At 59.0% G+C, this 25,384-nt stretch carries 29 protein-coding genes and 1 pseudogene; 12 read left to right on the top strand and 18 right to left on the bottom strand.

Features of this window, described 5'->3' with window-relative positions:
- Positions 1-535 (top strand): annotated as a pseudogene (locus ACIREA_RS05420) (exo-alpha-sialidase); the annotation flags it as partial.
- A gap of 139 nt (positions 536-674) precedes the next feature.
- Here ACIREA_RS05420 and ACIREA_RS05425 read toward each other — a convergent pair.
- The 11 genes from ACIREA_RS05425 to pyrE all read right to left on the bottom strand — a co-directional run bounded on the left by ACIREA_RS05425 (position 675) and on the right by pyrE (position 6,971).
- On the bottom strand, positions 675-1,934 hold the full coding sequence (locus tag ACIREA_RS05425) for a DUF4062 domain-containing protein (RefSeq protein WP_397381244.1): 1,260 nt from the start codon (positions 1,932-1,934) through the stop codon (positions 675-677).
- A 299-nt stretch (positions 1,935-2,233) separates the two neighbouring features.
- Complete coding sequence (locus ACIREA_RS05430) at positions 2,234-3,040, bottom strand: ferritin-like domain-containing protein (RefSeq protein WP_397381245.1); 807 nt, start codon at positions 3,038-3,040, stop codon at positions 2,234-2,236.
- Between the two features lie 47 nt (positions 3,041-3,087).
- A complete protein-coding gene (locus ACIREA_RS05435) occupies positions 3,088-3,534 on the bottom strand; it encodes a hypothetical protein (RefSeq protein WP_397381246.1) in 447 nt (148 codons plus the stop codon).
- Positions 3,535-3,657: 123 nt separating this feature from the next.
- Positions 3,658-4,116: a GNAT family N-acetyltransferase gene (locus ACIREA_RS05440; protein WP_397381247.1), complete on the bottom strand. Its 459-nt coding sequence runs from the start codon at positions 4,114-4,116 to the stop codon at positions 3,658-3,660.
- Complete coding sequence (locus tag ACIREA_RS05445; RefSeq protein WP_397381248.1) at positions 4,113-4,535, bottom strand: hypothetical protein; 423 nt, start codon at positions 4,533-4,535, stop codon at positions 4,113-4,115. Before ACIREA_RS05445 ends, ACIREA_RS05440 begins: the two co-directional genes overlap by 4 nt.
- Before the next feature lie 72 nt (positions 4,536-4,607).
- Complete coding sequence (locus ACIREA_RS05450) at positions 4,608-4,994, bottom strand: hypothetical protein (RefSeq protein WP_397381249.1); 387 nt, start codon at positions 4,992-4,994, stop codon at positions 4,608-4,610.
- A gap of 55 nt (positions 4,995-5,049) precedes the next feature.
- Positions 5,050-5,436, bottom strand: coding sequence for a VOC family protein (locus ACIREA_RS05455; protein ID WP_397381250.1), 387 nt, complete (start codon positions 5,434-5,436; stop codon positions 5,050-5,052).
- Positions 5,429-5,659 carry a hypothetical protein gene (locus tag ACIREA_RS05460; protein WP_397381251.1) on the bottom strand — a complete coding sequence of 77 codons (231 nt, stop codon included), beginning with the start codon at positions 5,657-5,659 and terminating at the stop codon, positions 5,429-5,431. The genes ACIREA_RS05455 and ACIREA_RS05460 overlap by 8 nt, the downstream gene beginning before the upstream one ends.
- Positions 5,660-5,672: 13 nt before the next feature.
- On the bottom strand, positions 5,673-5,969 hold the full coding sequence (locus ACIREA_RS05465) for a DUF1330 domain-containing protein (protein WP_397381252.1): 297 nt from the start codon (positions 5,967-5,969) through the stop codon (positions 5,673-5,675).
- Between the two features lie 77 nt (positions 5,970-6,046).
- The gene (locus tag ACIREA_RS05470; RefSeq protein WP_397381253.1) at positions 6,047-6,364 is read right to left on the bottom strand and encodes a hypothetical protein; all 318 of its coding nucleotides are present in this window, start codon (positions 6,362-6,364) and stop codon (positions 6,047-6,049) included.
- A 37-nt stretch (positions 6,365-6,401) separates the two neighbouring features.
- The gene (gene pyrE / locus ACIREA_RS05475) at positions 6,402-6,971 is read right to left on the bottom strand and encodes an orotate phosphoribosyltransferase (protein ID WP_397381254.1); all 570 of its coding nucleotides are present in this window, start codon (positions 6,969-6,971) and stop codon (positions 6,402-6,404) included.
- 327 nt (positions 6,972-7,298) lie between these two features.
- Here pyrE and ACIREA_RS05480 point away from each other — a divergent pair, with 327 nt between their 5' ends.
- Positions 7,299-8,495 carry a S16 family serine protease gene (locus ACIREA_RS05480; protein WP_397381255.1) on the top strand — a complete coding sequence of 399 codons (1,197 nt, stop codon included), beginning with the start codon at positions 7,299-7,301 and terminating at the stop codon, positions 8,493-8,495.
- 241 nt (positions 8,496-8,736) lie between these two features.
- On the opposite strand, the gene ACIREA_RS05485 is transcribed toward ACIREA_RS05480, so the two are convergent.
- The 6 genes from ACIREA_RS05485 to ACIREA_RS05510 form a co-directional block, all read right to left on the bottom strand.
- Positions 8,737-9,513, bottom strand: a complete 777-nt coding sequence (locus ACIREA_RS05485; protein WP_397381256.1) for a hypothetical protein — start codon at positions 9,511-9,513, stop codon at positions 8,737-8,739.
- 30 nt (positions 9,514-9,543) lie between these two features.
- Complete coding sequence (locus ACIREA_RS05490; protein ID WP_397381257.1) at positions 9,544-11,268, bottom strand: LptF/LptG family permease; 1,725 nt, start codon at positions 11,266-11,268, stop codon at positions 9,544-9,546.
- Positions 11,269-11,397: 129 nt separating this feature from the next.
- Complete coding sequence (locus tag ACIREA_RS05495) at positions 11,398-12,660, bottom strand: PQQ-binding-like beta-propeller repeat protein (protein ID WP_397381258.1); 1,263 nt, start codon at positions 12,658-12,660, stop codon at positions 11,398-11,400.
- 82 nt (positions 12,661-12,742) lie between these two features.
- Entirely contained in the window at positions 12,743-13,315 is a 573-nt protein-coding gene (locus ACIREA_RS05500) for an NADH-quinone oxidoreductase subunit C (RefSeq protein WP_397381259.1), read from the bottom strand.
- A gap of 12 nt (positions 13,316-13,327) precedes the next feature.
- Entirely contained in the window at positions 13,328-13,864 is a 537-nt protein-coding gene (gene nuoB / locus ACIREA_RS05505) for an NADH-quinone oxidoreductase subunit NuoB (RefSeq protein WP_397381260.1), read from the bottom strand.
- A 93-nt stretch (positions 13,865-13,957) separates the two neighbouring features.
- Positions 13,958-14,365, bottom strand: a complete 408-nt coding sequence (locus ACIREA_RS05510; protein ID WP_397381261.1) for a hypothetical protein — start codon at positions 14,363-14,365, stop codon at positions 13,958-13,960.
- A 230-nt stretch (positions 14,366-14,595) separates the two neighbouring features.
- On the opposite strand from ACIREA_RS05510, the gene dnaK reads away from it, so the two are divergent.
- The 9 genes from dnaK (at position 14,596) to ACIREA_RS05555 (ending at position 24,566) form a co-directional block, all read left to right on the top strand.
- Entirely contained in the window at positions 14,596-16,548 is a 1,953-nt protein-coding gene (gene dnaK / locus ACIREA_RS05515; protein WP_397381262.1) for a molecular chaperone DnaK, read from the top strand.
- Positions 16,549-16,676: 128 nt separating this feature from the next.
- Positions 16,677-17,261 (top strand): hypothetical protein, encoded by a 585-nt coding sequence (locus ACIREA_RS05520; RefSeq protein WP_397381263.1) that lies wholly within the window; start codon positions 16,677-16,679, stop codon positions 17,259-17,261.
- Positions 17,258-17,869 (top strand): hypothetical protein, encoded by a 612-nt coding sequence (locus ACIREA_RS05525; RefSeq protein ID WP_397381264.1) that lies wholly within the window; start codon positions 17,258-17,260, stop codon positions 17,867-17,869. The genes ACIREA_RS05520 and ACIREA_RS05525 overlap by 4 nt, the downstream gene beginning before the upstream one ends.
- A 106-nt stretch (positions 17,870-17,975) precedes the next feature.
- A complete protein-coding gene (locus tag ACIREA_RS05530) occupies positions 17,976-18,272 on the top strand; it encodes a co-chaperone GroES (protein ID WP_377171726.1) in 297 nt (98 codons plus the stop codon).
- A gap of 44 nt (positions 18,273-18,316) precedes the next feature.
- Positions 18,317-19,942, top strand: a complete 1,626-nt coding sequence (groL, locus tag ACIREA_RS05535; RefSeq protein ID WP_397381265.1) for a chaperonin GroEL — start codon at positions 18,317-18,319, stop codon at positions 19,940-19,942.
- 147 nt (positions 19,943-20,089) lie between these two features.
- Positions 20,090-20,626: a hypothetical protein gene (locus tag ACIREA_RS05540; protein ID WP_397381266.1), complete on the top strand. Its 537-nt coding sequence runs from the start codon at positions 20,090-20,092 to the stop codon at positions 20,624-20,626.
- A gap of 275 nt (positions 20,627-20,901) precedes the next feature.
- Positions 20,902-22,266, top strand: coding sequence for an arylsulfatase (locus ACIREA_RS05545; protein WP_397381268.1), 1,365 nt, complete (start codon positions 20,902-20,904; stop codon positions 22,264-22,266).
- Between the two features lie 227 nt (positions 22,267-22,493).
- Positions 22,494-22,979 carry a hypothetical protein gene (locus ACIREA_RS05550; protein WP_397381269.1) on the top strand — a complete coding sequence of 162 codons (486 nt, stop codon included), beginning with the start codon at positions 22,494-22,496 and terminating at the stop codon, positions 22,977-22,979.
- 78 nt (positions 22,980-23,057) lie between these two features.
- Positions 23,058-24,566, top strand: a complete 1,509-nt coding sequence (locus tag ACIREA_RS05555) for a Gfo/Idh/MocA family protein (protein WP_397381270.1) — start codon at positions 23,058-23,060, stop codon at positions 24,564-24,566.
- Positions 24,567-24,753: 187 nt separating this feature from the next.
- Here ACIREA_RS05555 and ACIREA_RS05560 read toward each other — a convergent pair whose 3' ends face one another.
- A complete protein-coding gene (locus ACIREA_RS05560) occupies positions 24,754-24,876 on the bottom strand; it encodes a hypothetical protein (protein WP_397381271.1) in 123 nt (40 codons plus the stop codon).
- 283 nt (positions 24,877-25,159) lie between these two features.
- Between ACIREA_RS05560 and ACIREA_RS05565 the strand changes: the two genes are divergently transcribed.
- On the top strand, positions 25,160-25,384 hold a 225-nt coding region (locus ACIREA_RS05565), incomplete at its 3' end, for a hypothetical protein (protein ID WP_397381272.1).

The raw sequence follows: 25,384 nt of genomic DNA on the forward strand, positions 1-25,384 counted from the left end.
CTTCTACGGCGCCAGCTTCAACATCCACCCCAGCTCCGGCGGCCCTGCGCCCGAGAAGGAGTGGTCGCTGAAAACCTACGCCAGCACGGACGGCTCCGTGTGGCAGCTCTCCTCCCTCATGAACGTCCCCGGCCAGCCCGGAGAAACCACGCTGCGCTTCCTCAAAGACGGCACCGCCCTCGCCCTCATCGCCCGTCAGGGTGGCGACCGCAAAGGCGTGATCGGCACGGCCAAGGCCCCGTATCGCGAATGGACCTACGCCGCCACCGGCCTGCCCCTCGGCGGCCCGAACTTCATCGAACTGCCCGATGGCAAGCTCATCGCCGGCTCCCGTGGTTTCGGTGCCACACCCGGCGCCCACATGGTCCTCTTCGCCATGACCCCCACCAGCCTCACCCCCATCCTGGAACTCCCCAGCGGCGGCGACTGCAGCTACCCCGGCCTCTACTGGCACGACGACCTCCTGCACGTGACCTATTACTCAAGCCACGAGGGCAAACCCGCGATCTATTATGCGCGGGTGAAGGTGAAGTAGGACAGCGGAGTCCGGCTGCAGGAAACGGATGGGCCATGATTCCGCCACGCTCCGCTTCAGGCTTGCTGCTCGTCGCTCGAACGCCCACTACTAGAAAGTAAAAGCAGCACAGTCGTGCGGACAGCATATCGAATGCTCGTCAGGCAAAAAACATATCGTTAGGAAAATAAATGCCGTGCTTCTTTTCACGGTCATTCTTTTCCCAGTCCAACTCTCTCTTCGCGATTTGTACTGTTCCTTCGAATACCGTTTCGAAGTCGATGCTGCCGGAGATGGCACTACCCACACTTCCTGCAATTTTATAACTCAAATTAAAAAAAGTGCGTTGCTGCTCTACTTGACCAAGGACCAGCAATTCAGGCAAATACTCTGTGCCTCCAGCCGGCACCGCCGGAATGCGCAGACGTAGGTTAAGAGTGTCATTAGAAACCAACCGAGCGGAGTCTGGATAACGGAAACGAAATTCCGCCTTAATGGGAGAATTAGATCTCCGCCCTCCTTCCGCAGCTAGTTCTTTGCCATTCCAACCGCAGCGGAACCCACGAATAGGCTTCAACGTCAGGTCAATTACCACATGTTCAACTAGCGCGCTACTCAAGTTTTGAATTCCCAACTCGACAATGGTCAATAAATTAAGTGCTAAGTACTCCCGTCCATAGTTCGCCGAAAGTAGTTTATCTATCGACTCTAGACCAGCGTTGTAAATTTTAAATGGACGCTCGATCGAACACTTTGGCAGCATAAGATTTTCGTCGCGACCCACGAGGGCTAACCGAGGCTTTTCCTTTATCATCGCCAAGGTCGAGTCGAGCTCCGATTGAAGCCTTACGTTCTCGGCTGACAGCCGGGCAAATTCGTCCAATGTTGCGTTTTTGGGCAAGTCATCACCGCGATACCACCCTGGGCGGCTGCGTCCCCCATCCTCATCGTCAATGATGTGATTTCGCAATCCGTTATTAACGTGACCCACCAAGTCTTCTTTCGTCGACCACTCCTGGCACAAATGAGAACTTCGCACCTTCGACTTAAACTTCTCGAGTTTTCGCGCCGCGGCAGGAGCTTCTTCCATCCTATCAGCTGTTGTCGACTTTTTTGAACGGAGGAATACCAGGACGGGTATTCCGCAGCTAACAGCGTAATTATATTCCTTTTCAGTCCAACTTAACCCATCGTCATCGACACTTCCGTATCGTCCCGCCAGAATGAGCACGTAGTAATCGGAACGATCAATGACGGATTTGATTGTCTTCCAGCCCCGGTCGTCCGTTGCGGTGAAGTTCTCCATCCCTGCCGGCACTAGGCGCGATGAAAGAATAGCCCATGTGACAGCTTCTCGTTCTTGGCGTAGGTCGCCATAGGTGGAACTGATAAACACTTGATATTTTGGGCGCAGAGGCATCTCTTTTCTACGCTGAGCTACTCAGGATATTTGTAAACAAAATGCGCTAGGTATTTTAGTCGCTAATTCAAAGCGAAAAAGGACGTCGGCAAAAAGAGATGCGAAAGAAAATGCGAGGCAATATTTTCGTAGGTCCAACCTCGATGATTGATCATGAACTGATTATTTGCCCGAGTGCAGTCTGCATTGTCAACGAAGATTGGTGAGAAAAAACGCATTTCATCGCAGAAAGCGTTAAATCATGGTATGTACTGCCAGACCCGGGGCGGGGCCGGGCGTGTTTACCTGCAGGGTGAAGATCAAGCAGCCGCGGGCGTCTCCCTGGCCTGCGGGGCATGGCCGGGCGCCGGGTCATTCCAGCTGTAGGCTTTCGGATTCATCAGCGCCCAGGCATTCTGCATTTTGCTCCATGCAAGGGCCCAAAAGCGGCTGAAGCGACAACCCCCTGCCTTGAGCGCATGACGATGCCCGACCCACACAGCCAGAGTGATGACCGCAAAAAAGCCGCGATGAAACAGCATCGTCAAAGAGTGCAGCCAGCCAGACCGGCCGCGATGCAGCATGGCCAGTCGCTCGCACTGAAAGCGAATGTGGGCCACCTCGTCAGACAAAATCTGCTCGCAAATACCTCGTAGGACAGCGGACCGGGTCGCCCTGCGAACTGCGTTGTAGTAAATGAGCGCGTGGGTCTCGACCATGACAACGGGCGTAGCCCAAATCTCCATGCGTGGGACGAAATACCGCACCGCCCTGAACAGGGTGTCTCCCCAGTCGGAGGTGGCGCGGCTCACACCCGCACCATCGAGAAAGCGCCCCAGGTTGCCGCCGTGACGCTGCTCCTCCGCGATGAACAAACGGGCTGCCTCGATAAAGGTGGAGTCCCCGAGAGCAGCGGCATAAGTGTGAGAAGCTGCGAGAAGGTGGGCGCCGTCCGAGGTCTCGCCAAGCTGCCATCCTCTCAACGAGGGGATGATGACGGCGCGCTCCTCGGCGGACAAGTTGACCGGTTCGTCCCAGGGAATGTCCTTCTGCTGGTTCGCATTGCCGTGAAAATAATCCACCCACTCTGCGGATGACCTGATGGTTCGAAGAGCCGGGGTGTTCATTGGGTGATCACGGTTTTGCGTAAGCCATATCTAAGAAGTGTAGCGCATCAGCTCCAGTAGGTGCGTATCACCACCGTGCCTCGGATGGGGTGATGGATCAGCTCTGCAAACGCCGCTCCGCCTCCCGTTCGAATCTCATAAGTCACGGTCCCGTCATCGGACGTTTCCTGCGAGGTCTTCGGGTCGGAAATGCCGGGACAACTGCGCACCCAGTCGCTGATGGCTTTCGGTTCTCCGAAAAAAGAGACGCGAAACTGCCGCGTGAACATATTCCCCTTGGTCGTGATGGAGAAGCTTTCCGCGTCTTTGGGAAAGTCACTCACTCGCGCCCATTCAAGGACCGCCTCCCGCGCGCTCCTCTCGGTGAAATGAGGATAACCCGGCGGCCCAAAGGTGATATCGAGTCCGTAGATCAGGGCCACCAATGAAACGAGGGCGAGCGCCATGCCCGCAGCCACACCGCCGATGAATGAGCGCTTTCTTCCGTGTGCCATAGGAGTCGATATGGGGTCAGGCGTGTGACTTCAAGCCAGGGACCTGAGAACCAGGAGAAAAAAGGGTCGTCTGATACGGTTTCATGATGTGAGCAGGATGAAACGAAGATGCTCCAAACTAGCCTAGGGGCAAACTTGGGCCGGATCATCGGCGGCATCCAGATCAAACTCAAACATGAGCGACTCCCTTGGTGACGCTACGCCGGGCAGAGATGAGTAGAGTTTCACGGCGCTTGAGTTGCCCCGGTCCGTGAGCACCCAGGCGTGAAGGCAACCCAAAGAGCGGGCGAGATCAAACAGCAGGCGCAGGAGCTGGCGGGCAACGCCCTGCCGCCGGTGCGACTCCGCCACGCCCACTTCATTGATCCACAGTTCAGGTGGTTTGTCCGGATGAACGTAGTGCACCGCAGAAGCGAACCCAATCACGATGCCGTCGTCGATGGCGACGGTGATATGGTGGCGTGGATCACGCAGGAACTCCGAGGCTAAAACGGACGAGACTGCCTTGTCGAAGACATCTGGAGCGACGGCCTGTAGAACGGCCTCATCATCTCGGGTGAGTGCTCTGAAGGTGATGCTCATCTTATCTTCGGTGCTTGGCCCGTGGGCACGCTATGGGGTTGAGGGGCCGGTGCATCGGAGTTCACATCCCCGGCAGGTGCATAGTAGAAAGCGATGGCGCGCACCTTGCGTGCGATGGAATAACAGACCACCGCAACCAGCAGACCCATAATACCAGCCTCTGGTTTGCCAATGTACAGGGCTGAGACAATCACACCCGCCACGAGCAACGGCTTCAAAGCCCACCCCTTCCAGCCAGTGAGGAGAGCAGGAATCACCGGGGCCAGCAACCCTCCGAGTCCCATCGAAAGGACTCTGGCATCCAAATCCCCTTCGCCTTGTCTGCCATCAATCCACGAGCGAATCGAGAATACGAAGGCACATCCCAAAACGAGAGCGCTGGCGAACTGCAGGCCGAATGATTTCCAAGACCATTTCATAAGGGTGATTTGTCGTTGAGCCGAAGGTGGCAGGTAAGGTGTCGCTACCCCGATGCCGAATGACGGAGGGTCTCACGATGACTTGGAGCGGGAATCCGCAGCCGCTGGTGCTGTCCTGCCAAAACGGCGCTCAAGCCATTTCGTCACCGAGGACACGGGTGCAAGCATCACAAACACCACAATGCCCCAGGAGCGATAGCTCGGAGGCAGGTGAGGGAAGGCCGCGGCGAACACGAACGTGATGCTGGAAAGGACGATCAAAAAGCCCAGCACCTTCCACCACGCAAAAGGACCACCGCCAGACAGCCGGTTGAAGAGAAGGGCCGCCGGCAGAAGACAGAATCCCTGAAGATAGACCGGCACCCCCAAAGCGCTGCCAAGGGTAAACCCAAGGATGACCGCGACTGTCACGAAAAGAGTGTTTCGCAGTATGAGGGATGTCTCGCGAAGAAGTTTCATGGCGTTGGGAGGCTTGGGCTCAGAGTGGGGATGGATGAGTTTGAGTTGATGTCATTCATGCCCGGATACCCGCCTCGATGTTGTTGCCATCGGGGTCGAGCACGTAGGCGGCGTAGTAGCCGCCATCGTCTTCAGGGGCACCATTGTCCGTACCGCCGTGCGCCAGGGCCTGCGCATAAAATTCGTCCACCGCCTGTTTGCTCGGAGCTTTGAAGGCCAGATGAAGAGGCCGGTGTACAGCGGGTGAGAGAGGCTTGCCATAGTAGTCGCCACGAGCGGGGCCGACCCAAAGGAAAGGAAACTCCGCAGCGCCGGAAAAAATGGCCGCCTCCCACTCCGGCTGCCGCTGCGCGATGGTGATGCCCAGCGGCGCAAGGCAGCGCTCAAAAAATGCGATGCTGCGCGCGCTGTCTGAAACAAAGATGCCGAGGTGATCAAACATGAGCTTTGGCCTTGGGGACGATTGTTTTCAAAGCCCACACCAGCGCACGTCCCTCACCTTTGCGCCGCACCAGCCCGATCTCCTCTTCCAGCCTGCGCGTCCATTCCGGACAAGCACGCTCATAGGGCAGCGCAAGCGTCTCCCGCAGCTCCACCCACGTCGCGCCCTGACGCTTCCGTTTCAGGTGCTGCTGGATGGCGGCTTTGAATTCGGTGTATTGCATAAGTCAGAAACAGCTAGGTCATGGGCAAGCCATCAATCGCAAAGAACTGCGCCACCGCAGCGCCTTCGCGCAGAGTCCTGGCGCGTTGATACTCCTCGGAATGGAAGAACTGCTTGGCGGCATCGAAGGTGGGGAATTCGAGAATGACCACGCGGTCGGTCTCTTCGGGTCCTTCGAGGGTCATGGACTCACCACCCCGCGCAATGAAACGCCCGCCGTATTGCGCAATGATGCCGGGCGTCAGCTTCATGTACTCCGAGTAGCGGGGCCAGTCGGTGACCTGTACGCGTCCGATGATGTAGGCTGCCATGGATTCAGTGGGGTTGGGGTGTTGGTACGCAGCGAAGCTAGGCGAAAGAGCCATGAGCACGCAAGGCTGAAAAGCCGTCATTCCATCACGTCTCCAGGCATCGACATGATCGCCTCCGGGAGCAGCCGCATGCCGGTGTGCCATTTTTTGAAATCGACCTTCTGCGTTGTGCTGTCTTGTTTCATGATGAGGTCGATCTGATCGAAGTCCGCCTTTTCCCCGAGCTCAAACAATTCCTCGGGAGAGATCGGCTTGCCACGGTAGGTCATGGTATCTCGCCCAGTTTGGGTGTCGTGATCAAACACCACCTTCTTGTGTACGCAGGAAGTCGCAAAGAGAAGCAGGACGGCACACAGCGATGCGCACGGTCCATAGCTCGGGGACTGAGGGTGCATGGAAAGCGCTGATCGACGGGCAGGAGTGCCCATCGTACTACACCAGATCCGCACGCGTGAACGCAGCCACCACCGGATAGCCCTTGGCCTCGATGGCTTCGCGGCCGCCTTCGGAGCGATCGACAAGGATGAGGGCGAAAGCGACTTTGCCGCCTTCTTCCTCGATGGCTTCGATGGCCTTCAGCGTGGAGCCGCCAGTGGTGATGACGTCATCGACGACAACGACGGGTTGTGTCGTGATGAAGTTCCCCTCAATGCGTTTGCCACGGCCATGGCCTTTGGGTTCCTTGCGCACCACGAAGGCCTGCACGGGCGGTGTATCGCCGGCGATGCTGGAGCTCATGGCCACAGCCAGAGTGATGGGGTCCGCACCCATGGTGAGGCCGCCGAGGGAACCAATGCTGAGGCCACGCTTCGCTTCTTCTTCACGCAGCAGCGCATGCAGCACACGACCCACCAGCACCGCGCCCCGGGAGTCCAGCGTGGTCACGCGGCAGTCCACATAGAGATCACTCTCCTTGCCGGAGGCGAGGGTGAATTTGCCGGTCTTGATGGACTTGGCTTTGAGAATCTGGAGGAGTTCTTCGCGGTCTTGCTGGAGGGACATGAGGCGACTTAGAATTGAGGAGCGTGGATGACAAGTGGCGACTCACCGTCCCAAGAACATTTTTTTACTGGGTGGTCAAAGCTGGTTGACGGTTCATAAAAATTTCCCATAGCATCCCTGACTATGAGTAGAAAATCGATTGGGTATGCTCTTCTGGCGACTTTGCTACTGAGCTTGTACTTTTTATATAAAAACGATCCATCGAGGTTTGAACTGATCCTGCAATTGAAGTCCGTTTTTTTGGGAAAATCTCCGTTGCCTGCCGATAGTCAGGCCAACAATCAGACCGGCAGCAGCGTGCCTTTGAAGCCTGTTCCCGCGGTCAGCATGCCACCACCTGTTAGTGTGCCAACACCGGTCATCAATCCTCCAGTCACCGCCACTCCTGTGGCCACCAAGGAGGTATTTAAATCACGCATCAATCAGGTGAACGGCCTGCTGATCTCCCAGCTTTCCTCCGGGGGCGAGGCCGGGCAGGTCACGCGCATGAGCCTCACCGCCCTGCCTTCGCCGGGGGATTGGCCCTCCACGCTCAAGTTCAATCAAGATGTCGGAGATAGCATGAGCAAGGCGCTCAATGAGGTCAGCAAGTTCTCGCAGTTGCGCCACGGCGGCTGGCCGGAGAGCCACTTGCTGGAGATCGGCTTTGAAGACAAGTACATCGGCAAGGACGGCCCCTCTGCCGCCGTGGCCTGCGCCCTTCTGCTGGAAGCCGCGATCACCGGCAAGAAATGGGACCCTGCCTTTGCGGTGACGGGAGACATGAATGCAGACGGCAGCGTGCAGCCCATCGGGGGTGTGCGGGCGAAGATTCGCGGGGCGACGAAAGGCTCCTGCAAGCTCGTCGGAGTGCCGGTGAAGAATGAAAGATCCGTGCAGGATATTCTGGTGCTGGAAGGTCCGGCGCCGCTGGTGGGCATCACCGTCTTTGGCATCAAGACCTTCGATGATGCCATGCTGCTGGCAAGTATGGAGCGGCCCACCGCCCTGCAGACTGCCCTGACCGAATTTGACAACATGCGCACGGTGATGATGCGTGACCCGCGCCAGATCGTGCCGCTGCTCCGCACACCCCATGCCGCACAGCGCCTGCAGGCCCTCCTCACCGCCGCGCCGAACTGCTACTCCGCCAAGTACCTGCTGCTGTATCTGCAGGGCCGCGCACCGCGCTCGCTTTCCATCGGTGGCTCCATCGAAGCGGCGCAGAACAGCGCAGAGTCCCTTGTGTCGGCAATCGACCATGATGTGAGCAAGAACATGAGCAGCCTCAAGGGCGATGAACTGGGCAACAGCCTGAACAAGCTGCGGCAGCTTCGCCCGATGCTGGACGCACGCGTCTGGCCGTATGTGGACAATCTCATCGCTTATGGCGAAATCATCCGCAGTTCCGTGCTCAATCCGGTGCGTTCTGATGCACGCTTGGCGGATCTGGTGGGCAAGGCCAGCAAGGCAGCAGGGGCAACCAAGGCTGCTTATTCAAAATTGATCAATGATGTGGAAGTGCGCGAAGAGCTGGGGCTGTAGAGCCCGCGCATCAGATGTGATTTCCAAATCAAGGAGCTCCATGCCGGCGCGGACTGCTAGGTCGTACGATGAGTGTGGCGACAGCCCGCCCGTCTCACAGCGCATTGAAAACACCTCCGCCTGCCAAACGGCCCCGGAGTCGGGCGGTTTGGCGAAGCGGTCTTTCGATGATTGAGAAAGCATCTTCCGCCAAACACACCCAACCTACGTGGAGAGCGGTTTCGCGGCTCGGAAACAAAGTCTATTCCACCCTGGTTTCGCCTTCGGGCTCGGCGGCGTTTTCCGCGTCAGCGGCAACTTCTTCAGCCACGGGTTCGGATTCTGGCTCGGCTGCTTCAGTTTCGTCTTCCGCGGCTGGCGCGTCGTCGGGCTCTGCTTCTACCTTGGGTTCGGTATCGGCTGCTTCGGCAGGAGCAGCTGCTTCAGCCTCCTTCGCTGCCTCGGCATCCGGCTTGGGAACCACACCATCCACAGTGAGCGTCACGCCCACGGCCTTCGCTGCGTCGGCGGCAGGGCCACCGAAGGCCAGGAGGGTGGCCACTTCGTCCTGCATGTCGGCCATTTCGCTGAGCTTCAGTTCGGGATCGCGCACGATGAAGATTTCACCGGTCTTCCTGTTTTCGTAGAAGAGCATCTTGGCGCCATCCACTTCCTTCTCGGCGGTCTGGTGGAGCTGGCGTTTCCGCTCGAGCATGAGGGCGAGGATGTAGCGCGCGTTTTCGGTGCGCGGATCTCCTTCTTCGATGAAGCGCTGCAGCAGGGCCTGTGCACCTTCCTTGGGGGTGATCTCGGGCTTCGCCTCGGCGAGGACTCTGGAATAGATCGTTTTCCAGGCGGCCACGGGCTTGCGCTGCTCCACCTCCTGCGCCCAGGCTTCGGCGCAGATGTCACGCCGCACGTAGCCATTTTCCTCGGGATCGAAGTAGATGGTCGTGTGGAAGCTCTCGCCGTCCTCAAACTGACGGCCAGTGACGGCGCAGGTGTGTGCACGGCTGCGAATGGACCAATTTTGCTGCATCAGCGATTTTTAAGTTTCTGGTTCAAAATATCAAGCGGCAGGGGCGTTGGGCAACGCCGTACCACCACTGCGATTGCGCGGGCGGGCGATCTTGGGCTTGAGCTTGGAGAGACGCAGTTTGAAACTTGGCAGGTCGCGATTCTTCGAGCGGTAATGGAACAGAACGAGGCCAAGGGTGCCAAACAGCAGATGTGGAATCCACACGGTGAACCAGGGCGGCAGGTGTCCGCCTTTGCCGAGATTGAGGCAGAGATTGTTCATGAACATGTAGATGAAGAAGATGAACACGCTGCCCGCAATGCCACCCACCGAACCCCGGCGTGAGTAGGCCACACCCAGCGGCGCGGCCACGAGCACCAACGCCATGGCCTGCCAGGGCATGGCCAAACGCTGCCAGAAGTGCGTGCGAAAGGGCGCGAGCTTGTCTTCCGCCGCTTTCGCATGGGCGCTCAGGTAGGAGACCAGCTCCGGCACACTCATGAAATCAGGCCGCAGCGCATAGCTCACAAGGCTCCAGGGCGTCTCCTCGATCCCGCTCACTTCCAGAACGCTTTGACCGTCTGCACCTTTGGGAAAGGGCCGGATGGATGCGAGATGGCCGTCTTGATAGATCATCTCCTCGCCATCATAAAAGCGCCAGCCGGTGCGTGGGGACCAGCCTGCGGTGGACGCTTTGATGGTGCGCGAGCGGCGGCCTTGGGCATCGACCTCGCGGATTTGAACTCCATGCATGCGCTCATGCCCGCTGCGCAGGGAAAAGGGAAAGGTGGCCACGTACCAGTTGCGGTGGGTCTGCTCATTTTGAAACATGATGCCGAACGCCATGATGGAATCCGCCGCATGCACGCTCATGCCGCGAACCTTCGCGTCGCGACCGCCTTCGGCACGCGGCCCCCAGTAGTAGCTGGCCGCCATGTTCAGCAGGCAGGCGTACACGCTGCAGACGAAGATCGGGCGCAGCACCCGCAGCAGGCTCTGGCCTGTGCCCAGCATGGAGATGAGCTCGTTGGCCTTCGACATGCGGGTGAGGGAGTACAGCACCGCCAGCAGCAGGGCCACCGGCAGGATCTGCGTGTACACAAAGGGGATCATCCCCAGATAAAAGGTGATCACCCGTACCACGCCGATTTTGGACTCCTGGAAGTCCTTCAGATTGTCCAGCAGATCCATGATGATCCACAGGGTGAAGAAGGACACGAAGCAGAACACCAGCGGATGCAGGAAGGTGCGCAGTGTGTAGCGCTCCAGGATGCCGATGCGCCGGTAGTAGTGCAGGGCAAAGGGAACCGAGAGGAACACCAGCGCGATGAACACGAGCTTGAAGGCAAAGGCCAGCGGCGCCGGCGGCTCGCCAATTTCCGTCATGTGCGAATGCGCGATGTAATCGACCAGATCACTCGCGATGGACCACACGGCCATGGAAACGGAGGCAATGCTGACCGGCAGCATCAGGCGGCGCAGATCGCCCCAGCGGCGCCAGATCACGATGAGCAGTACCGGCACACCCAGCCGGACCCAGAGGTTGAGATAAGGCAGCACTCTCGAGAGGATCAGAATGCCCTGCGGCACATCCATCTGCGCCACCTGCGCCTGCTGCAGTGCCGCATCTACCGCGTCATCCGGGTGCGTGCGGTGCCAGCCCATCAGCATGGAGATGATCAGCAGGGTGATGGCCACGGCAAAGGAACTCCGTCCCAAATAGGGGAGTTCACGCGCCTTTTGCCAGGATTGGATCACACGTTGCTGCCACTTCATGCCGTCAAGAGAGCCCTGAGAGTCGGTTAGAGCCGCCGATGCGTCAAGGCTGCACGGACCCCGGACAAAAAGAAGCCCGGAGCTTTGAACTCCGGGCTTCGAATTTTAAGACTGGTTGCAGGGGCCAGATCAGTTCACATCCAGGCACACGCCTTCGGTCGTGCTGCGAGCGAAGATTTTGCCATTGGCGAGGATCGGGTAGCTCCAGACCTTGCCATCGAGCACGTCTTTGCGCGCCACTTCCTTGTACTTGTCCGGCTTGGCCTCGACGACGACGATTTCGCCCTTGTCGCTGGTGGCGATGATCTTGTCTCCAGCGAGGATGACCTGGCCGGGGCCGAAGCCTTTTTCCGCCCATTTGTCTTCACCCGTGCGGATGTCCACGCAGGCCAGAGGGCCGGCGCCGTATTCCTTGAAGCTGAACATGCCGTAGAGGTAACCGTCTTTCACGACGGGGGTGCTCCAGTGGTTGAAGCACTGGTTTTCACGACGCCAGATCTGGGTCGCTTCGAGCTTGCCGCCGCTCTTGCTGATCTTGAACGCACCGGCACCCACGCCATAACCGGCGGAGCAGTACACGATGTCTTCAAACACCACCGGGGAGGCGGCGGTGCTCACTTTGTAGGGGAAGGGGGCACGCCAGATCACGCTGCCTTTTTGAGGATCCACGGCGACGAGGCCGGTCTGCGTGAAAAAGATGGCCTGGTGCACGCCGAGAATGTCTGCGAGCACCGGAGTGGCGTGGGTCATCTTGTCGTCTTCACCCTTCCACACGATCTTGCCGGTGTTCTTGTTCAGGCCGATGAGCGCCTGGCCTGCACCACCGCCAGCGAGGAGCAGCACGTCTCCGTCGATCACGGGAGAAGCAGCGTTTTCCCATTTGATCTGCACGCCGGCGTTGTCCTTCATCACATCGTGGCTCCAGACTTGCTTGCCTGAGGCGGCGTCGAAGCAGAAGACACCGAGCATGGAGTCAATGACATAAACTTTGCCAGCATTGACCACGGGGGTGGAGCGGGAGCCGTCGCCGCCTTTGTTGTCAGGCGTACCGGAGTCACCGCCGCCGGTGTATTTGGGAACGATGCTGAGCGGCTTGCTCCACAGTTGCTTGCCGGTCTTTTCATCGAGGCAGACGATGGTTTCACCGCTGTTGCCGTCGCTTTCGCCCGTGACGAGCGTGTACACCTTGCCACCTGACTCAGCAAAGGAGCTGAAGCCGAGATTGGTGGGTGATTTCCAGACCTGCTTGAGGCTCCATTTGGCATTGGCCAGGGCGGGGACGACGCCATTGCCGGAAGGACCCCGGAAGGTGCCCCAGTCGGTGGATTCAGCAGAGAAGGCAGTCGTGGCCAGTGCCAGACCGAGTACGGTGGTGAGATGAGTGCGTGTCATGGGAAAGAAATGGAACGAGTGACGCCGTGGGGCTCTTTCGGTACAACGCAGCCCGCACAGCATCTGCTTGCACGATTCGGCGTTACTCCGTGGGCCTGCGGGAGCGTGGCTCGCGCGTCACAGTATCGCCGGTGCCTGCGCTGGTCACGAAGGGACCGTCCGCCATCGGTGCGGTCTTGGTGAAGCCCACGTCGGGCATGTCGCTGGGCTTGCCTTCGAGCGGGAAGTCTTTGCGCAGCGGGTGGAACGGATAGCCCTCCCACATGAGGATGCGGCGCATGTCGGGATGGCCGCTGAACTTGATGCCCATCATGTCGTACACCTCGCGCTCATGCCAGTTGGCGGTGGGCCAGATGTCACTGACGGTGGGGACTTCCACATCCTCAGCCACAGCGGCGCGCACACGCAGGTGCTGCAGATGGCCGTAGCCATAGAGCTCATACACCATCTCAAAGCGCGGCTCCTTGCCCATGTAATCAAGGCTGGAGACATCCACGAGGTAGTCGAAATTCAGTTCATCGCGGCAGTACGCGAGCAGCGGCTTGGCGTTGGTGAGCTTGACGACGAGCGTGTGTTCGCCACGAAACTCCTTCGTTTCCAGCACGGCATCACCGAATTTCTGCTTCAGGGCTTCAACCATTTGGGCGGCATTCATGGTCGTGAAAAATTAAGCGGTGAGTTCGGCCAGGAGTTCCTTCTTCTGCTCAGTGAAGGAGTGCTCGGTTTCGATCTTGCGCTGCAGACGCATCATGCCTTCAAGCAATGCTTCGGGGCGTGGAGGGCAGCCGGAGATGTAAACGTCCACCGGAATGAGTTGATCGATGCCCTGGAGCACCGCGTAGCTGCGGTACATGCCGCCGCTGGAGGCGCAGGCGCCCATGGCGATGCACCACTTCGGCTCCGGCATCTGGTCCCACACGCGCTTCACCGCGAGGGCCATCTTGTAAGTCACGGTGCCGGCCACGATCATCACATCGGCCTGGCGGGGGGAGAAACGCATCACTTCCGCACCGAAGCGGCTCAAGTCATAACGGCTGCAGGCAGCGGCCATCATTTCGATGGCGCAGCAGGCGAGACCCATCGGCATCGGCCACATGGAGTTCTTGCGCATCCAGTTGATGGCGGCGTCCATCTTGGTGAAGATGATATTGCCTTCGACTTTCGAGTCGTAAGCAGCAACGGAGGTATCAGCGGGAGCGACCATGGGAGTCAGAGTATTTTGGGACCTTGAGAATTACGCCCCCTGCGCAGGGGCGGCAATCAGATTGTGAAACTTTTCACAAGCTGGCGGAAGGAGTCAGAGTGCAGGCGCTGGTGTCTTCTTCCTGGCTTCATCCGCCGTTTTTTTCAAGACATCGGCCCCAAACCGCCGGGTAATCTCCGCCCCCATGATTTCGTTGTAGCCTTTGGCATGGCCAATCAAGCGATCGCTTACGACGCACCCGGCCACCCTTTGGAATTCGATGCCATACCGCTCCTTCATTGTCCGCTCGTACGTCTTTTCCCACGGTGCTGGCGGAAACCCCATGGTCTCCACTCTGAGTTTGTCCGACTGCAGATCCTTCCGCGCATCTGCACGGCCTTTAAGTTCTCCAAGCCAGGAGCCGTGAACGGAAGCACAGGCACAAAGGACCAGAACACTGACGCCCAAAGCAATTTTCAGGAGAGACATGCGGCACACCATGGCACGCGCTTCTTGATTCACCACTTGGAGAATTCGCTGAGGAGCTGTGCCCCAATTGTGCCAAGTGCCAGCGCAAGTGTGCCACATTTTGGCACTTTGGCACAATTATTGACTCATTGATAATTGTGCCAATAACTCATTATATCACTCACAATCAATACATTGAGTCTCAAAAATCCCACTTGGCACACATCTAGCCAAGTAAGAAGCACCAAAACCCTCAGTATCTCTTTCCCCCCAACCCCAAAATCATGAGCAAAATCCTCGGCATTGACCTCGGCACCACCAACTCCTGCATGGCCGTCCTTGAAGGCGGCAAAGCAACGGTGCTCGAAAACAGCGAAGGCGCACGCACGACGCCTTCCATCGTCGCCTTCACCAAGAGCGGCGAACGCGTCGTCGGTCAGGCTGCCAAGCGCCAGGCCGTCACCAATCCCCGCAACACCGTCTTCTCCGTGAAGCGCCTCATGGGCCGCAAGTTCGTGGAACTCACCGAAGCCGACAAGCGCATGCCCTACAAGATCGTGGCTGCCGCCAATGGCGACGCCCACGTGCAGGTCGAAGTCGGCGGCGAAACGAAAGTTTACAGCCCTCAGGAAGTCAGCGCGATGATCCTGGCCAAGCTGAAGGCCGACGCAGAAGCCAAGCTCGGCGAAACGATCACGGAAGCCGTCATCACCGTTCCCGCTTACTTCAACGACAGCCAGCGCAACGCCACCAAGGCCGCTGGTGAAATCGCCGGCCTCAACGTGCGCCGCATCATCAATGAGCCGACCGCAGCCGCCCTGGCCTACGGCCTCGACAGCAAGTCGGACGAAAAAGTCGCCGTGTATGACCTTGGCGGTGGTACCTTCGACATCTCCGTGCTCGAAATCGGCGACGGCGTCTTCGAAGTGCTCGCCACGGACGGCGACACCCACCTTGGTGGTGACGACTGGGACAACACCCTCATCACCTGGATCGTCAACGAATTCAAAACCGACAGCGGCATCGACCTCAGCGGCCAGCCTGACGCGCTTCAGCGCATCAAGGAAGAAGCTGAAAAGGCCAAGATCGCCCTCAGCTCCAGCCAGAGCTACGACCTGAATCTCCCCTTCATCACCGCCGACGCCTCCGGGCCGAAGCACATCATGAAGACCCTCACCCGCGCCAAGATGGAGCAGCTCACGGACAGCCTGTTCGAGCGCACCATCAAGCCCGTCCGTGACTGCCTTGCCGCCGCCAAACTCGACGCCAGCAAGATCGACGAACTCGTGCTCGTGGGTGGTATGACCCGCATGCCGAAGGTCGTTGAGACCGCGAAGAAACTCGCCGGCAAAGACCCGCATCAGGGCGTGAACCCGGACGAAGTCGTCGCCATCGGCGCTGCCATCCAGGGCGGTGTGCTTAAAGGTGACGTCAAAGACGTGCTCCTCCTCGACGTGACCCCGCTCACCCTCTCCATCGAGACGGCAGGCGGCGTGGCCACCCCGATGATCCCGCGCAACACCACCATTCCGAAGAAGCACAGCCAGGTGTTCTCCACCTACAGCGACAACCAGCCCGGCGTGGAAATCGTCGTCCTGCAGGGCGAGCGCCCGATGTCCCGCGACAACAAGACGCTCGGCACCTTCAAGCTCGACGGCATCCCACCAGCCCCACGCGGCGTGCCACAGGTCGAAGTGACCTTTGACATCGACGCCAACGGCATCCTGCACGTCAGCGCCAAGGAAAAGGTCAGCGGCAAAGAGCAGAAGATCTCCATCCAGGGCAGCTCCGGCCTCAGCCAGGAAGAGATCGAAAAAGCCAAGCGCGATGCTGAAGAGCACGCCGACGAAGATTTGAAGCGCAAGGAAGCCGTGGAAGTGAAGAACAAGGCGGAAGGCCTCAGCTTCGAGATCGAGAAACAGCTCAAGGAGTGGGAAGAAAAAGTCCCAGCCGACCAGCTCGCCCCGATCAAGGACAAGCTCACCAGCTTGAAGTCCGCCGTCGAATCCGGTGACACCGACAAGATGAAGGCCCAGACCGAAGAACTCGAAAAACTCTTCGCCGCCGCCTACCAAGCCGCTGCCGCCGCAGGCGCAACCGCCGGAGCCCCCGGTGGCATGCCCGACATGAGCGGAATGGGTGGCGCAGCCCCTGAGGCTGGTGCTTCGGAAACGAAGTCCCAGGACAAGGGCAAGGTCGTCGATGCCGACTTCGAAGTCGTGGACAAGGACAAGTAATTGATCACGAGAATGTTTGGAACGACGACAGCAAAGGCAGCGTTTGGAATGGCGACGAATAGTCGCCATTCCGGTCGCACCGTGGCTGTGAAAGCGTCGGCGTTTTCCATCTCAACCCCAATGTCACGATGAGTTTGGAAGCGCTCAAGGAACTGTCTGCACTTGATGGGGAGGCCAAGGGCCTCCTCGCGAGGCATGATGAGCTCCTGCTGAAGATGCGCCGCACCTTTCTCAACAAGATCGTGGAATGCTTCACCGGGCTGACCGAGGCCGAGGGCTTCCGCATCACACGGGATCCCATGGGTGCCACCGCCCGGCTCTCTGAGACGGAGCTGGTGATCAGCTGCACGGACCCCTCCCACACGCTGGTGGATTCCCAGGCAAAGTATTCGGTGACCTGCTCGCTGGCCCAGAACCGCGCCTACGGCATCCTGCTGTGCCGCCAGCCGCTGGTGCAGTTCACCAATCAAAGCGCCGACACGAACGACCAGATCACCAACAAGAAGCTGGAGATCGAATATCTGAAGTCGCTGATCGAAAACCAAGGCGGTGATCAGTGGTTCGTCATGGGCCGCATGGAGAACACCTCCGACATCCGCGGCATGACCGGAGTGCTGGGCTCTCCCTATGAGTCCTTCCAAACCTTCGACCTCGCTGTGAAAACGGCGCTGCGTGAAATCTCCAACGCAGCCATTGCCCCCCGCGCCGCATGAAGACGAACACCCTTCTCATCATGACGGCACTGGCGCTCGCCTCCTGCGGCAAATCGCCCGAGGCTGCCAAGACTTCTGAAACACCCGTGGCTCCGAAGCCTGCGGCTGTTTCTGACTCGAAGATCGAGTCAGAAATTTCCAGTGCCCTGACGCCTGAGACGAACGCCTCCCCCGCAGACAATGCTTTGAAGAGCGAAGCGGACAGCATCATCGCACAGTACCCCGGCAAGACCGCCACCGAGCTGCTGAACACGCCAGAAGTGAAGGACAAGCTGGCCGTGGCGATGAAAAAACTCGGCAACGATCCCGTGCTGCTGAAGCGCGTGAACTCCACGGTGGATCTCGCCGCACAAATCAAAGGTCTTGAAGGTGCTGCGAAGCTTGACCTGGACATGAAAGGCTACGATCAGGCACGCACCTCACGCATGCTGCAGTCTGTGCTCTCCGAAGAGCCGCAGCGCATCGTGGACTTCCTCGTCAGCGAAATCGGCGAGGCAGCCCCGGATCTCAGCTATGGCGGCCTGGAGCGCGCTCCGAACGGCGTCGCCATCGTCCCCAACACAATTCCGGCGCCAGCCGCTGCGGCACCGCCCACCGACCCCGAATGAATTTCCGCCCGGCCAGCCGGCACACCAACTCGTGTGACAGCAGGCCGGGCAGACAACCCGAACCAAACCAGAACCAGAAACCCTCAAAGCACAAACCAGACCAACTATGGCCACCTCCATCACACCCCTCGGACGCCGCGTCCTCGTCAAGCGTTCCACCAGCGAAGAAAAGACCGCCGGCGGCATCTTCCTTCCCGACACCGCCAAAGAAAAGCCACAGGAAGCTGAAGTGCTCGCCCTTGGCACCGGCAAGGACGACGAAGGCAAAGACGTGTCCACCCTCTTCACCGTGAAGAAGGGCGACAAAGTCCTCATCTCCAAGTACGGCGGCACGGAAGTGAAGCTCAACGGCGATGACGTCCTCATCATCAACGAAACCGACATCCTCGGCATCATCGGCTAATCCCCCCCTCAAACCCCACCTCAACTCACACTACTTAAACAGATATGGCTAAACAACTCTACTTCGACGAAGCCGCCCGTCAGGCACTCCTCCGCGGCGTCACCAAGCTGGCTCGCGCCGTCAAGGCCACTCTCGGCCCTGCAGGTCGCAACGTCATCCTTGAAAAGAAATTCGGCAGCCCAACGATCACCAAGGACGGCGTCACCGTCGCCAAGGAAATCGAGCTTCCAGATGCTTATGAAAACATGGGCGCCCAGCTCATCAAGGAAGTCTCCTCCAAGACCTCCGACATCGCTGGTGACGGCACCACGACCGCAACGGTCCTGGCTGAAGCCATCTACGCAGAAGGTCTCCGCAACGTGACCGCCGGCGCCAACCCGATCTCGCTTCAGCGCGGCATCATGAAGGCCACTGAGGCCATCGTCGCCAAGCTCAAGGAAATCTCCACCCCCGTCAAGGACAGCAAGGAAGTGGCCCAGGTCGCAACCGTGTCCGCCAACTGGGACTCCAGCATCGGCAACATCATCGCCGAAGCCATGGACAAAGTGGGCAAGGAAGGCACCATCACCGTCGAAGAAGCCAAGTCCATCGAAACGACCCTCGAAGTCGTCGAAGGCATGCAGTTCGACAAGGGCTACCTCTCCCCTTACTTCGTCACCAATCCGGAGACGATGGAGTGCAACCTTGAGAACGCCTACATCCTCATCAACGAGAAGAAGGTCAGCAATCTGAAGGACATGCTGCCTCTGCTTGAGAAGGTCGCTCGCTCCGGCAAGCCCCTCCTCATCATCGCTGAAGACGTCGAAGGTGAAGCCCTTGCCACCCTCGTGGTGAACAAGCTGCGCGGCACCCTCAACATCGTGGCCGTCAAGGCTCCTGGCTTCGGCGACCGCCGCAAGGCCATGCTCGAAGACATCGCCATCCTCACCGGCGGCCGCTGCATCACCGAAGACCTTGGCATCAAGCTTGAGAACATCGAGCTCGCTGACCTTGGCCGTGCCAAGCGCATCACCATCGGCAAGGAAAACACCGTCATCGTCGAAGGCGAAGGCGGCAGCGAAGCCATTGCAGGCCGCGTTTCCCAGATCAAGAACCAGATCAACGAAACCACCAGCGACTACGACCGTGAGAAGCTCCAGGAGCGTCTTGCCAAGCTCGCAGGCGGCGTCGCCGTCATCAACGTCGGTGCTGCCACCGAAACTGAGATGAAGGAAAAGAAAGCCCGCGTCGAAGACGCCCTGCACGCCACCCGTGCAGCCGTCGAAGAAGGCATCGTTCCTGGGGGCGGCGTCGCCCTCATCCGTGCTCAGGCTTCCATCGGTGACCTCGGCCTTACCGGCGACGAGAAGACCGGTGCTGAAATCGTCGCACGTGCGATCGAAGCTCCTCTTCGTCAGCTTGCTGCCAACGCAGGCATCGAAGGCGCGCTCGTCGTTGCTGAAGTCAAGAAAGGCACCGGCAACCACGGCTACAACGTCGCCACCGGCGTGTATGAAGACCTCATCAAGGCAGGTGTCGTTGACCCAGCCAAGGTGACCCGCAGCGCTCTCCAGAACGCAGCCTCCATCTCCGGCCTCCTCCTCACCACCGAATGTCTGATCTCCGACATTCCGAAGGAAGAAGCAGCTGACGCAGGCGGCCACGGCCACGACCACGGCGGCATGATGTAATCGTAAGCGGGACATTCCTGTCCCGTCCCCAATTTGACCGCTGCGTGACCCAACCCACGCGGCGAATCAAAACCCAAAACCCCCACGCGGCCCGGAAGCAATTCCGGGCCGCTTTTTTGTACTCGTCTTGGAACGATAATTTCGTAGATGTCCGTCGTCTCAATTCCTATCACGATGAAAATCCACAACGCCCTCCGCCATCTCTCCATTCTCGCCGTTGCACTGGTGCTTGCCAGCTGCGCCACCCACACGCCGCGTGCCGTCTACGTCACGCCTCTCACGGCGGTCATCAGCCAGGGAGACAGCGTCACCACGCAAGTGAGCAGCACGGACGCACGCATGTCTGAAGAAGAACGCCAGATGCTCGGAGACCGGATCACCCAGGCGGTGCAGACTCTGGCACAGCCCGGCTCGGGAACGCCAGGCCGCTATGAACTCGTGGTCAACATCACCCGCTACACCAAAGGCAGCGGCTTCGTGCGCACCGCGATGCCTGGCATGGGGCAGATGCATCTGGATGGTGTGGTGACGGTTTATCAAATGCCGAAGCGGGTGCCCGTCGGTCAGTTCATCATCAACAAAGCCTTCGCCATCGGCGGCCTTTACAGCCTGGCGGTGAACATGAACACCATTGCAAATACCTACGCCCAAGCAGTCGCGAAGACGGTGTGCCAGGTGCGATAGGAGATGGTTGTGCAATCACGAATGAGTAAATCCGAATGACTAAAGAATGACGAAGCACTAACTAGCAGTGCGGTGAATGCATTGGCCGGAATGCAGCGTGTTTAGTTTAGAACGCGTTGGGAGTTCACTCCGCCCTTCGAGCTTCGTCATTGGTCATTATTTCGTCATTCGGATTTACTCATTCGTCATTTGGCTGGTTCCATGCCCGGGCGATTTTTCGCGTAAAGCTAAAATCTACCGCGAGGACGCATGCGCTCCGGCGTTCCCATGGGGTCATGATCCGCCCCTTCGTCCTGCTCCTTGCCGCCTGCGTACTCTCCACCGCCGCCGCGGGTCAGCCCAATCTCATTTTCATTCTCAGCGATGACCTCGCACAGGGAGATCTGGGCTGCTACGGGCAGAAGCTGATTCAGACGCCCAACCTCGACCGCATGGCAAAGGAGGGCACCCGATACCTGCAGGCCTACAGCGGCACGAGTGTGTGTGCGCCTTCGCGTTCATGCCTGATGACCGGTCTGCACACCGGCCACTGCCCGATCCGTGCGAATCGCGAAATCGGTGCGGAAGGCCAGAAGCCGCTGCCAGCGGGCACGATCACCGTGGCGCAGATTTTGCATGATGCGGGCTATGCCACCGCCTGCATGGGGAAGTGGGGCATGGGCATGTTCGACACCACCGGGAGCCCGCTCAAACTCGGCTTTGACCACTTCTACGGCTACAACTGCCAGCGCCACGCGCACAGCTACTTCCCCACCTACCTCTACAACAACGACCAGCGCTTCGATTTGCCCGGCAACACCGGCAAAGGCGTGGGCAAAACCTACGCGCAGCAGCTCATCTCCGATGAAGTCGTGCGCTGGGTGCGCGAGCACAAGTCTAGTCCCTTCTTCCTCTATTACTCGATCACGCTGCCGCACGGCAACTTCGAGATCGACGACCAGGGCCTCTACAAGGACAAGCCGTGGACTGAGATGCAGAAGAACTACGCCGCCATGGTCACACGCCTGGACAGCGATGTGGGCCGCCTGCTCAACACGCTCAAAGAATGCGGCATTGATGACAACACCCTCGTGATGACGGCAGGTGACAACGGTTCGTCCTTTGATCCCAAGTCCGAAATGGGGAAGCTCTTTGAGCAGGCCTCCAACGGCCTGCGTGGCTACAAGCGCGGCCTGTATGAAGGTGCGCTGCGGCAGGCCGCACTGGCACGCTGGCCCGGTCAGGTGCCTGCCGGACGCGTGACAAATGAGCCTTGGGCATTCTGGGATTTCCTGCCCACCGCCGCCGAACTCGCCGGCGCGAAGATTCCTGCCGCCTGCAAGACCGACGGCCTCTCGCTGGTCTCCTTCCTCAAAGGCGGCCCGGCACCGCAGCGCGATCACTTTTACTGGGAACTGCACGAAGGGGCCTCACTGCAGGCGGTACGCTTTGGCGACTGGAAAGCCGTGCGCAACGGCCCAGAGAGTCCCATCGAACTCTACGACCTCAAGGCCGATGCGGCAGAGACGCATGACCTCGCCAAAGAGAAGCCCGATCTCGTGGCCAAAGCCGCCGCGCTGATGGAGTCCTCCCGCACGGCTGATCCCGACTGGCCGCTGGTTCAGAAGCGGGCAGGGAAGGGCAAGAAGAAGAAACCCTGAGCCCAACGGCGCTGCTTTTACATCCTTCTGCGTTTGGGTATTTGTGCCTGCTATGAGCCTTTTAGAGGGAAGAGAAGAATTCCATGTGCGCTTCCCTAAACATCCATTTACAGTGGTTCCAAACTTAAAAATTTAGAGAGCGAGAAGGGCAATATTTTGAAATTCTATAGGATTGAGAGTGAAGAAGACTTGATTATTTATGGGAATTTTAATATGTTTGACTTTGCATGAGCCTTCAAACATCCAACGCCACTCTACCGCCCGGCCTGCCTGTTCGCTCTGGAGACCTTTTCGCCAATGAGCTGGCCGCGCTGGTGCAGGACATTCAGCGCACCCGGGAGTGGTTTAACCATCGGCTCGATGCCCAACTCGCGTCCTTGAGGCAGCTCTGTGCCGCCACGCATGCGGAGGAGTCGAAGTGCACCCACTCGATGGCCACTCTGTTTGAAGCACCGCGTCCCGTGACGCTGCCAGTTGCGGTGGAACCGACTCTCTCGACAGTCACATCGGCTCCCACAGCACCGGCTCCTGCCGTGCTGCCACCTCAGGCGCCCGTTAAAGCGGTTTCAGCCGTGCATCAGGCGATCATCCTGCCACCGACTTTGACGGCGACGCTCGACCCGCAGCTCGAACAAGCGACGCTGCATGAACTGAACAACGCCCTGACACGCGCGTTTTCAGAAATCTCCGCCCGCGGCGGAATGATCAGCTGATTTTTGCCTCCGCAGAAATTATCGGCGAAGATTCTTTGGCAAACTCTGCCCATGAGGCAACGTACAAAAGTGCTCCTCATGAATACCATTATCACCGACCCTGCCGCTTCATCCCGGCGCGAATTTCTCAAAACCACCACGAAGACCGCCGCTGGTCTGTCCGTGCTCTCCGGAATCACCCTTCCCAATGTGCATGCCGCTGGCAGTGATGAAATCCGCACGGCTTTGATCGGTTGCGGTGGCCGTGGCACCGGTGCTGCAAGCAATGCCATGGGCATCCAGAAGCGTGTGACCCGCCTCGTGGCGATGGCGGACGTTTCCGAAAAACGCCTCAAGGGCAGCTTTGAAGCGCTGAGCACCAAGCACCCCGACCGCATGTCCGTGTCTGAAGACGCGAAGTTCATCGGCTTCGACGCTTACAAGCACGCCATCGACTCGCTGCGCAAAGGCGACGTGGCCATCTTCACCACGCCGGTGGCCTTCCGCTGGGTGCACTTCAAATACGCCATCGAGAAGGGTGTGAACATCTTCATGGAAAAGCCGATCTGCACCGACGGCCCCACCGCACGCCGCCTGCTGGCGCTGAATGAAGAGGCCAAGAAGAAGAATCTCAAAGTCGGCGTGGGCCTCATGTGCCGCCACTGCCGCGTCCGTGGCGAACTCTTCAACCGCATTCAGGACGGTGAGATCGGCAATCTCCTCATGATGCGCGCCTACCGCATGCAAGGTCCCGTGGGTTCCGCCTTCACGCTGCCACGCGATCCGAAAGTGGACACCAGCGAACTGCAGTGGCAGATCCAGCGCTTCCACAGCTTCCTCTGGGCAAGCGGCGGCGGCTTCAGCGACTTCAACATCCACAACATCGACGAAGCCTGCTGGATGAAGAACGACTGGCCGGTGGAAGTGCAGGCCAGCGGCGGCCGCAGCGACCGCGGTGACTACATCGATCAGAACTTCGACCACTACAGCTGCGAATACACCTTCAAAGACGGCGCCAAGCTCTTCCTCGAAGGCCGCACCGCCATCGGCACGCACAACCAGTTTGCCACCCAGGTGCATGGCACGAAGGGCAGCGCCATCGTCTCCACCGCCGGTCACTTCCCCTCCAAGGCGATGACCTTCAACAGCCAGAAGATGCAGCGTTCCAACATCATCTGGCGCGGCAAGCAGCCGGAGCCGAATCCGTATGACCTCGAGTGGCAGGACCTCATCGACGCCATCATTGCCGACAAGCCTTACAATGAAGTGGAGCGCGGCATCAAGTCCAGCGTCACCACCGCCATGGGCCGTGCCGCCGCGCACACCGGCCAGGTCGTTCGCTACGATGACTACATCAACAGCGCGTTCGAGTTCGCTCCAGGCGTGGACAAGCTGACCAACGACGGTCCTGCGCCGCTCATCGCTGATGCGAACGGCAAGTACCCTGTGCCACAGCCTGGTATCCTCAAAGACCGCGAGTACGCCATGGAGCCACAGGCCAATCCCTTCCCCCTCATCCCCATGCCTCCAGCTCCCACCGAGGAGCCGCTGTCTCCGCCTGAACGGCCGAAAGCCGCTGCGAAGAAGAAAGAAGCCAAGAAGGCCTGAGACTGAGGAACACACCGTCTGCTCAACCGCTGCCCTTCACGGGGCGGCGGTTTTTTTGTGCGCATGCCGGAGGATAGGCCTCCGGCCTGTCAACGGATCGAGGCGTCCCGCCTTTGATTGGATCTAAGGCTGGAAGCCCCAGTCCGTACTCAGGCCAGAGGCCCAACCTCCGCACGCGAAAGCGCGGTCACTCCATCAGCGAATGCAGGTACTCCTCCAGATTTGTGTAGCCGTCATGATCCGTGTCATCTGGTGCCGCACCGCTGGCCAGCTTCGGATAGCCGCCCACCTGCACGGGTGAATGAATCATCGAGCCTGTACCGCTTTTCACTTAGATGACGATGCGTGCATCCACAACATCGCGTTTGGGCCGCGTGTCACCAGCGCGTGCGAGCACGGCTGCGAAGGCGGTGTTCATCGTTCATGTTCAACACGCTGTGAGTCCCCGAGTTGCAGCATGAGTCTTGGCTCCCGTTTAAATCGCCGCCCGATATAGCACCCCTCAATTCGTCTTAAGAAGCTAAGATAGAGCTGAGACAGATCTGAATGTCTACTTAGGCGCTAAACTCAGACAATTGAATTAGCCTCTGTGCGTGGACAAACAAGAGGATGACGCCCCAATACCAGAATCTCTGAGTGACACGCCCGAAGCCGAATGTGTGCGGCAGCTGTTCGGGCGCAGGCACTGGATGAAACTGGGTATGTGGGGTGCCTTGGGCACGATTGGAGGAGGTATGGGCTACTACATGGCGCCTCCTGCAATCGTGCCATTGTATTTCAATGGCGTTTATGCCTTCGCGCATGAAAGCCACCCTGCG

The organism is Prosthecobacter sp. (assembly GCF_044373815.1).
GTDB lineage: Bacteria > Verrucomicrobiota > Verrucomicrobiia > Verrucomicrobiales > Verrucomicrobiaceae > Prosthecobacter.